This window comes from Chromobacterium sp. S0633 (assembly GCF_024158805.1).
Taxonomy (GTDB): Bacteria; Pseudomonadota; Gammaproteobacteria; order Burkholderiales; family Chromobacteriaceae; genus Chromobacterium.
Genome location: NZ_JAMZGH010000004.1, coordinates 271,928 through 280,049, shown reverse-complemented (window position 1 = coordinate 280,049; position 8,122 = coordinate 271,928). Strand labels below are relative to the sequence as shown.

General features: G+C 68.6%; 11 protein-coding genes. 3 read left to right on the top strand and 8 right to left on the bottom strand.

Annotated elements, in window-relative coordinates:
- The 5 genes from NK214_RS04825 to gspG all read right to left on the bottom strand — a co-directional run.
- A partial coding sequence (locus NK214_RS04825) for a hypothetical protein (protein ID WP_253313864.1) occupies positions 1-329 on the bottom strand: 329 nt, incomplete at its 3' end.
- Positions 330-336: 7 nt separating this feature from the next.
- Positions 337-1,917: a GspE/PulE family protein gene (locus NK214_RS04820; RefSeq protein ID WP_253313863.1), complete on the bottom strand. Its 1,581-nt coding sequence runs from the start codon at positions 1,915-1,917 to the stop codon at positions 337-339.
- A gap of 9 nt (positions 1,918-1,926) precedes the next feature.
- A complete protein-coding gene (locus NK214_RS04815; RefSeq protein WP_107798279.1) occupies positions 1,927-3,108 on the bottom strand; it encodes a type II secretion system F family protein in 1,182 nt (393 codons plus the stop codon).
- 1 nt (position 3,109) lies between these two features.
- Positions 3,110-3,577 (bottom strand): transglycosylase SLT domain-containing protein, encoded by a 468-nt coding sequence (locus NK214_RS04810; protein WP_107798278.1) that lies wholly within the window; start codon positions 3,575-3,577, stop codon positions 3,110-3,112.
- Positions 3,567-3,995: a type II secretion system major pseudopilin GspG gene (gspG, locus tag NK214_RS04805; RefSeq protein WP_253313862.1), complete on the bottom strand. Its 429-nt coding sequence runs from the start codon at positions 3,993-3,995 to the stop codon at positions 3,567-3,569. The genes NK214_RS04810 and gspG overlap by 11 nt, the downstream gene beginning before the upstream one ends.
- 337 nt (positions 3,996-4,332) lie before the next feature.
- Here gspG and NK214_RS04800 point away from each other — a divergent pair, with 337 nt between their 5' ends.
- The 3 genes from NK214_RS04800 to NK214_RS04790 all read left to right on the top strand — a co-directional run bounded on the left by NK214_RS04800 (position 4,333) and on the right by NK214_RS04790 (position 6,149).
- Positions 4,333-4,995, top strand: coding sequence for a cytochrome b (locus NK214_RS04800; protein WP_253313861.1), 663 nt, complete (start codon positions 4,333-4,335; stop codon positions 4,993-4,995).
- A gap of 99 nt (positions 4,996-5,094) precedes the next feature.
- Positions 5,095-5,607, top strand: coding sequence for a superoxide dismutase [Cu-Zn] SodC (gene sodC, locus NK214_RS04795; RefSeq protein ID WP_253313860.1), 513 nt, complete (start codon positions 5,095-5,097; stop codon positions 5,605-5,607).
- Between the two features lie 89 nt (positions 5,608-5,696).
- Positions 5,697-6,149, top strand: coding sequence for a DUF4442 domain-containing protein (locus NK214_RS04790; protein WP_107798274.1), 453 nt, complete (start codon positions 5,697-5,699; stop codon positions 6,147-6,149).
- Positions 6,150-6,160: 11 nt separating this feature from the next.
- On the opposite strand, the gene NK214_RS04785 is transcribed toward NK214_RS04790, so the two are convergent.
- From NK214_RS04785 to NK214_RS04775, 3 genes are all read right to left on the bottom strand, one after another.
- On the bottom strand, positions 6,161-6,589 hold the full coding sequence (locus tag NK214_RS04785; protein ID WP_253313859.1) for a hypothetical protein: 429 nt from the start codon (positions 6,587-6,589) through the stop codon (positions 6,161-6,163).
- Positions 6,586-7,524, bottom strand: coding sequence for a Nudix family hydrolase (locus NK214_RS04780; RefSeq protein ID WP_253313858.1), 939 nt, complete (start codon positions 7,522-7,524; stop codon positions 6,586-6,588). The genes NK214_RS04785 and NK214_RS04780 overlap by 4 nt, the downstream gene beginning before the upstream one ends.
- 125 nt (positions 7,525-7,649) lie before the next feature.
- Complete coding sequence (locus tag NK214_RS04775; protein ID WP_107798271.1) at positions 7,650-7,853, bottom strand: hypothetical protein; 204 nt, start codon at positions 7,851-7,853, stop codon at positions 7,650-7,652.
- Positions 7,854-8,122 lie beyond the last annotated feature (269 nt).

The window sequence follows — 8,122 nt, the reverse complement described above, 5'->3', positions numbered from 1 at the left end:
CATGCCTTGGGCGAACAATTTGACACTATCCCCCGCAGCCTTGCCCACAATGGCTTCCGCCGCGCGTTGCGCAGCAGACCCCGCGCATAGGCGCACCACTGGGCGCGCTGCCCGGACAAGCCGTCTTGCCACGGCAAGAGCTGGCTGTGCGCCCACGGATAGCCCAAGAGCAGCCGCACGCGGTTGCGCCAGGCCGGACGCCGGCGCGCGGCCCCGCCCAGCAGCATGGCCAGCGCCTCCGCCGGTTTGCCGTGATGGCGGCAACGCCGCGGCTGGGCCGGGGCGCCGGCCGGCGGCAGCAAGGTCGCCAGTTCGGCGTCGATCAACACGGTTCTGTCATTCCATGGCCACGGCACGGCTGACCTCCTGATAGGTGGTGAGTCCGCGCGCCACCGCCTCGAGGGCGGCGTCGCGCAGCGATTGATAATCGGCGCATTGCGCCAGCGCCTGCTGGCGCTTCTGCGGCGAGCGCTCCAGCAGCGCCTCCTTGAGCCGGCTGTCCAGGCGCAGCACTTCCGCCAGCGCGATGCGGCCGTGGAAGCCGCCGCCGCGGCAGTGCTCGCAACCGGCGCCGGCGCAGGCGACGCACAGCCGGCGCACCAGGCGCTGCGACACCACGCCGTTGAGCGCTTCCAGGAAAGTGGCCGCTTCCACGCCCATGTAGAGAAAGCGGTCTATCACGCTGAAGGCGTCGTTGGCGTGCACCGAGGACAGCACGCGGTGGCCGGTCAGCGCGGACTGCACCGCGATGGCCGCGGTTTCGGCGTCGCGGATCTCGCCCACCAGAATGGTGTCCGGATCGTGGCGCAGGATGGAGCGCAGGCCGCGGGCGAAGGTCAGGCCCTTTTTCTCGTTGACCGGGATTTGCAGAATGCCGGCCATCTCGTACTCCACCGGGTCTTCGATGGTGATGATCTTTTCCTCTCCGGTATTGATCTCCGCCAGCGCGCCGTACAAGGTGGTGGATTTGCCGCTGCCGGTGGGCCCGGTGATCAGGGTCAGGCCGTAGGGCAGTTGCGCCAGCGCGCGCACGCGGCGCGCGGTTTCGCCGTGAAAGCCCAGGCTGTCCAGGTTCAGGCTGTCGCCGCGCTGGGATTTGTCCAGCAGGCGCAGCACCGCGTTTTCGCCGTGGGCGCCCGGCATGATGGACACGCGGAAGTCCACTTCGCGGCCTTGCAGCGCCACCTTGAAGCGGCCGTCCTGCGGCACGCGCTTTTCCGCGATGTCCAGGCTGGACAGCACTTTCAGCCGCGACATGGTCTGGCTGGCCGCCAACTGCCCCGGCACCTTGCGTATGGCCTGCATCACGCCGTCGATGCGGTAGCGTATCTGCAGCCCGTCGTCGCGGGACTCCAGGTGGATGTCGCTGGCGCGGCTTTGCAGCGCGTCGTACAAGGTCATGTTGACCAGGCGGATCACCGGGCTTTCGTCCTTGGCCAGGCTGGTCAGCGAGATAGACTCCACCGCCTTGGCCAGGCTGTCCTCGGCCAGATCCACCGCCGCGCCGTCCATCACCCGCTCGCGGGCCTCGGCCTGTTTCAGCCAGGCGTCGGCCACGCCGGGCAGGCTGAGGGCGAAGCGCTGGCCGCGGCCCAACAGCCGGTTTTGCAGGCCGAGACGCGCGTCCAGCCGCAGCGGTTCGGCCAGCAGCAGGTACAATTCGCCCCGCCACTCCAGCGGCGCCGCCCGGCAGGACAGCGCTTCCGGCAGCGGCAGCAGATCGAAGCGCGCCGCCGCCTCCCCCACCTGGGCCTCGCTCAGCGCGGCCAGGCCCAGCAGCCGCGCCGCCTGCGGCAGGCTGGCCGGCTCGCGCTCCAGCTGCCGGTTCAGCAGCTCGGCCATCGGCAGGTCTTCCTCTCCGCTCTCGCGCCGCCATTGCCAGCCGGCCGTCGTCGTCGGGTCCATCAATGCTCGCATCACGTCTCCTCAGCCCATGCCGCCGGCCAGTTCGAATATCGGCATATACAGCAGGGCGACGATCAGGCCGACCAGGCCGCCCACCGCCAACATCAGAATCGGCTCGAACACTTTGCTGAACACCTCGATCGCCTGATCCAGCGCGCCGTCGTGGAACTGGGCGATGCGCTCGCACATGCCGCCCAGATCGCCGCTTTGTTCGCCGACGCGCAATAAGCGCTCCGCCACCGCCGTGGTCAGTTGGTGGCGCGCCAGGGTGTCCGCCACCGGCCGGCCGGCGCGCAACTCCTCCAGCGCGCGCGCCAAGCGCTGCGCGTAGGCGTCCGGCAACAGCCCCGCGGACAAGTCGAAGGCCTGCAGGGCCGGCGTGCCGCCGGCGATCAATAAGCCGGCGGTGCGGTAAAAGCGCGCCAGCACGAACAGGCGCGCGACATCCCGCAGCCGGGGCAGCGTCCACAACAAGCTCAGCAGCGCGCGCTGGGTTCGCCGGGCGCGCAGCAGCAGGCACAGCGCCGTCAGGCCGACGGCCAGGCCCGCGCCCAGCAAGCCGCCGTGAGCCTGGACCAGGCGCGCCCACCACAGCATGGCGGCGGCGCTGGCCGGCAGTTCGCGCAGCGATTCGAACACCACGGCGAAACGGGGAATCACGAAGAACAGCATGAACAGCAGAATGCCGAAGCCGACGGAGAGCACCAGCGCCGGATAGACCAGGGCGCCGGTCACCCGCTTGCGGATGGCGACGATGCGCAGCTCGTAATACTGATAGCGCTTGAGCGCCGCCGGCAGCTGGCCGCTGCCTTCGGACGCGGCCACGGTGGCCGCCAGCAAGGCCGGGAAGGCTTCCGGCTGGGCCTCCATCGCGCGCGACAGCGGCTGGCCCTGGTACAGCGCTTGCAATAGCCGGTCCAGCACGCCCTGCAAGGCCTTGTCGCCGCCGCCGGCCTTGTCGCGCAGCGCTTCCAGCGCCTCGATCAGCGCCAGGCCGGCCTCCAGCAGCGCCGACAGCTCCTGCAGCAGCAAGCCCAGCGCCGCGCCCTTGAGCGCGCCCTCCGCGCCGGCCTCGCGCCTCGCCTCCAGCACCAGGCCGTCGTCCGCGCCCAGCTGGGCCCGCGCGGCGGCCTCGTTGTCCGCCCGCACCAGGCGCGTCCTCACCTCGCCCTGAGCCAGGACGCTGATCCGGTAGGCCGCCATCTCAGCCCCTCGCCTCGCGCTCGGCGCGCAATTGCAGATACTGCCGCCACACCTTGTCCACATAGCGCTTGCGCGCGCCTTCGCGCGTCGCCGCGCCTCCGGCGTTGTAAGCGCCCACCGCGCGCCAGGTGTAGCCGTAGCGCGCGATGAAGTCCGCCAGGATGGACGCGCCCACCTGTATGCTCAGACAGGGCTCGTCCAGCAGGCGCTGACGCGTGATGCCGCGCTTGGCCAGCCCCGGCAGATGAAGGCTGTTGATCTGCATCAGGCCGATGTCGTGGCTGCCGTCCTTGTTGTAGTTGACGGCGCGCGGATTCAGCGCCGATTCCACCTTGGCGATGGAATACAGCAGCAGCGGATCCACCCGGTGGCGCGCGCCGGCCTCGCGCCAGCAATTGGCCGCCGCCTGCGCGCCGTCGGCCAGCGCGGCGCAGGCGGCCAGCAGCGGCAGCAGTCCCTTACAGCGCATGGACCAGTTCACCGTCGCCTCCCGCCCGCCCGGCCTCGCCCAGGGATACGATCTCAGCCTCGCTCTCGCCGCCGGGCACCCGCCATTGATACGGCCGGCCCCAGGCGTCCATCGGCACATCCTTGGCCAGATAGGGCCCATGCCAGCCGGCCACGCCCGGCGGCGCCTTCAGCAGCGCGCCCAGCCCCTGTTCCGCGCTGGGATAGCCGCCGACGTCCAGCCGGTATTGCGCCATGGCGTCTCCCAGGGTTTTCATTTGCGCCTGGGTGGCCTTGACCTTGGCCTTGTCCACCTGGGAAAACAGCTTGGGCCCGACATAACCGGCCAAGAGGGCGATGATCAGCAGCACCACCAGCAATTCCAGCAGCGTGAAGCCGCCTTGTCCGGCGGAGCGCCGTCTAGCGTTCATCGTCGTCATAAGATTCGCTTGTCCAAAAAGCCGCGCCGCAAGAGCGTGCGCTGGAAGATATAAGCGGCGTCCGCGCCGGACCCCGGCAGGGACGGCGACGGTTCCGCCCCTTGCCAGCGCATGCTCACACGGGACTTTCGCCGTTCTCAATATTTCTGAAAGGAATCTAAAACGGCCGCGGCGGGGCCTGACGACCGGCGCCGGGAAGGGCGTCCGGCGGCGCGGACGGGCGGCTTGAGAATGGTTTCAGAATCATGGCGCCGTCGCCGGCGGCGGCGCTTGAATAGCGTTTTTAATCGAACGCGCCGCGGGCATCCGTCCCAGCGGCCGCGCCTTGGAGAAACGCATGCCCTCTTCCGCCCCGGCCGCCAACCCTGGCTATCCGCGTCTGCAAATCCTGTTTCACTGGCTGAGCGTGCTCTTGATGGCCGCCCTGGCGCTGGCCGGCGGCTTGCGTCACCTGCTGGCCGGCCACGCCGTCGCCGACATGCGCAGCGTGATGATCGTGCACATAGGCTGCGGCATGGCCCTGCTGTTCCTGACCCTGCTGCGCGCCGCCACGCGGCTGGCCGGTCCGGCGCTGCCGCCGCTGGCCGGCAGCAGCCGCGCGCAGCGCGCTTGCGCCCATGCCGCCCATCTGGCCATCTACGGCCTCATTCTGGCGTCCTGCCTGCTGGGCTGGATCATCGTCAACGCCAAGGGGCTGGCGATCCCGATGCCGCTGCTGGGCTTCGACTTCCCGCGCCTGGTCGCGGCCGACCCGGCCCTGGTGGCCGCGACGGTGGGCCTGCACGAATGGCTGGGCTGGATCTTCTACGGTCTGCTCGCCGTCCACATCGCCGCCGCCGTCTGGCACCATGTCGCGCTGAAAGACGACACGCTGCGGCGCATGAGCTGGCGGCGGCCGACGCCGGCGGCGGCTCCCGCCGCGGCCGACTGCCACCGTTGCTCGCCGGATACCCTGGCGCAGAACGAGGAACTGACGTCCGCGGACCGGCTGGCCTCCTGACGCGCGCCCGTCCCACCCGAACAGCCAGGCTCCGGCCTGGAACCGGGATGGCACAATCGAGGTCTTGACTGTTCCCCCGCCTATACGGAGAACCTACCCATGTTACGTCCCCTATCCGCCGTCTTGTGCTGTCTGCCCGCGCTGGCCCTGGCGCAAAGCGTGGAGCTGTCCTTCGTCGACGCCAAGGGCGACGCCGGCCCGGCCGGCAGCGTCCTGATCGAGGACACGCCCTACGGCGCGCTGTTGACGCCCAAGCTTGAAAAACTGCCGCCCGGCGTGCACGGTTTCCACGTCCATGAAAAACCCTCTTGCGCGCCGTCCGTCGGCGCCAACGGCGCGGTCACGCCGGCCGGTGCCGCCGGCGGCCACTGGGACCCGGACAAGACCGGCGCGCACGCCGGCCCTTACGGCCGCGGCCACAAGGGCGATCTGCCGGCGCTGTACGTGGGCGCCGACGGCAAGGCGAGTTATCCGGTGCTGGCGCCGCGGCTGAAAGCGGCGGACTTCTCCGGCCACGCGCTGATGGTGCACGCCGGCGGCGACAATCATAGCGATCATCCGCAGCCCTTGGGCGGCGGCGGCGCGCGCATGGCCTGCGGCGTGGTCGAATAAACCGTACTCGGCAAGGAAAAACCGGCGCGATTGACAAGGCCGGTTTTTTTATTGACGATGACAGAATTCAAACGACCGTTTCAACCGAGATGAAACCACCCGCCTGGCTGTTCCGATTCCTGCTCAATCTGTGGCCGCCCTTCCTGGGCGCCGGCATCCGCGTCAAACGGCTGGCCGCCGATTTCAGCGATATCGAAGTGCGGCTGAAACTGGGCTTCAGCAACCGCAACTATGTCGGCACCCATTTCGGCGGCAGCCTGTACGCGATGACCGATCCCTTCTTCATGCTGATGCTGATGCACCAACTGGGGCGGGACTACTATGTGTGGGACAAGAGCGGCAGCATCGACTACGTCAAGCCGGGCCGCGGCACGGTGAGCGCGCGCTTCCGGCTGGCGCCGGGCATGCTGGAGGACATCAGGCTGCGCACCGCCTCGGGCGACAAATACCTGCCTCAATTGCAGGTGGACATCGTCGATCAACAGAACGAGCTGGTGGCGAGGGTGTTCAAGACGCTGTACATCAAACGCAAGAAGAAATGAGGCGCCGCGCTTCAGCGCGCGGAAAACGCCAGCAGGTAGCGCTTGCCGTCCAGACTCAGGACGGCCAGCCAGTCGCGGCTGCCGCTGACGCACAGCGGCAGCGTCACCGTCGCCTTCCAGTCCGCGCCGTCGCGCACAAAGGTGTAACGGTTGAAGCCCATGTCCATGTCGGCCATATTGAACTCCACCTGCGGCGCTTCCCGCGCCGCGACGCCCTGCAAGCGGATTTCAAACGGTTTGCCGTGCTGCGGCGGCGAGGCGAAACGCCAGACGCCACCGCCCGGCAGGGCGCAGCTCGCCTGGCCGGCGACGCAGGCCAAGGGCGACGGCTTGACCGCTTGCCGCTCGCTGTACCAGCGGTAAATCAGGCCGAACTTGATACAGGCCAGCAGCAGCAAAACGCCGCCCAGCGCCAGCCATTTACGCTGTTTGGCCGTCATCGCCAAGCCCCCCGCATCAGCGCCACCCCATGCGCGCCGTGGCGGCGGGCGGCCTCCAGATCATCCATGCTCATGCCGCCCAGCGCGTAGACCGGCGTCGGCGCGCCGTCCGCCAGACAAAGCCGGAAACCGTCCCAGCCCAAGGGCGCCGCGCCGGGATGGCTGGCGGTGGCGGCCACATGGCCGAGCAAGGCGTAATCCAGCCCCAGTTCGCCTATCCGCGCCACCTGCGCCGCCTCGTGCGCCGAGGCGCCCACCCAGGCGAACGCCGGGCGCTCCTTCAGCGAGGCCAGCCGCGTCGTGTTCAGATGCACGCCGTCCACCGGCCATTCCGCCGCCCAGGCCGGATCGGCGTTGACCATCAGCTTGCCGCCGCGCTCATGGACGATGGCCGCCGCCTTGGCGACGAAATCGGCGAGCTCGGCGCGCGCCATCTGCGGCTCGCGCACCTGCACCATGCCCCAGGCCGGCCCCTGCTCCAGCCGCCGCAATTGGGCGTCCACGCCGATTTCGTGCGCGCAGGTGATCGCGTAGGCCGCCGGCAATTCCAGCGATTTGAGAATGGGCCCGTTGGCCGGCAGCATGGGCTGCACCGTGCAAGCGCCTGGCTTCTGCCAGGCGAAGCTTTGGCCTTCCCGCGACTGCGGCTCGCCGCGCCAGGACCAGACCCGGAAGAAACGCAGCCGCACCGAGGCGTGCTCATAATGATGGACCTTGCTCAGCCACGGCGTCGCGGCCAGCGTTTCAATGCCCATTTCCTCGTAGAGTTCGCGCGCCAGCGCCTGTTCGCCGCTTTCGCCCGGCTCCACCTTGCCGCCGGGAAACTCCCAGTAACCGGCGTAAGGCTTGCCCTCCGGCCGGCTGCCCAGCATGAAACTGCCGTCCGGCCGCATCAGCGCGCCGGCCACTACCTCGATGATCTTGCTGTCGCTCATTGCTTGGTCTTGCCCGGTGAATATCGTTCCGGCTCTCCGCGGCCGGCAGCGCATTCTACCGCAAGCGCTCCCCAGCAATAAGGGCGCCGCGGCGCCCTTATTGACTCAACCAACGGTCTAAGACCTCAACCCGGGCGGCCCGGCTTGGTGCAGCCGGCGTCCTTATAAGGCTGGGAGCTGAACTGCGTCCAGCCCGGACCCAGGGAGAATTGCGAGCAAGCGAGCTTGCCGTCGAGCTTGCTTTGCCACAGATACCAGGGCGCCGGCGCGGCCAGGGTCATCAAGGGGAAGGACAAGGCCGCCAGGGCCAGAATGATTTTGCGAGTCATTGCGCATACCTCAGACAAAGTGAAGGACACCACGGCCAAGATGAAGCGGCCAGGCAGGAAAATGCCATGACAATATACTGCATCATACTGTTGGCATAAAGCGCCTCATGCCACTTTGCCTGGAAGAATGCGCCAAGCTCTGCGCGCCTCCCCCTGACTAACGCGCAGCAATAAGGGCGCCGCGGCGCCCTCGTCTTCCTACCCGCGTCCGGAATGGCGCGCGCTGCTCTGGGCCGTAGCCGTCGGCAGCAGCCCCCGATCAGCCAGGG